Raw genomic sequence first — 268 nt, 5'->3', positions numbered from 1 at the left:
CGGCCACCCGGAATAAGCGACTCCAAGCGCGAGGTGTGGATGAGACGCGAGCATGGAAATCGGCAAGCAACGGACGTGGCCCTTGGTGGAACGCCGGAGCGAGCCACATGAACGCGGCCTATCCAAAACGCTTCTTTGACGTACTGGGGTTGGTTTCGTTGCTGGACACTCAGCGACGCTTCCAGCATGTTTAATGAACCGCCGTATGCGGAACCGCACGTACGGTGGTGTGAGAGGGCGACGGGGGCAACTCCGTCCCCTACTCGAT

General features: G+C 60.1%; 1 protein-coding gene. It reads left to right on the top strand.

Translation table 11 applies throughout. The annotated features are described in order from the left end of the window. Positions 1-194, top strand: a 194-nt coding sequence (locus EI185_RS18295; protein WP_262982410.1) for a hypothetical protein, incomplete at its 5' end; no start/stop codon positions are given. Positions 195-268: the final 74 nt, after the last annotated feature.

The sequence above is a fragment of the Sulfuriferula multivorans genome (assembly GCF_003851125.1).
Classification (GTDB): domain Bacteria; phylum Pseudomonadota; class Gammaproteobacteria; order Burkholderiales; family Sulfuriferulaceae; genus Sulfuriferula; species Sulfuriferula multivorans.
The sequence above is the reverse complement of the archived record's forward strand: the minus strand, read 5'-3'. Positions and strand labels throughout refer to the sequence as shown.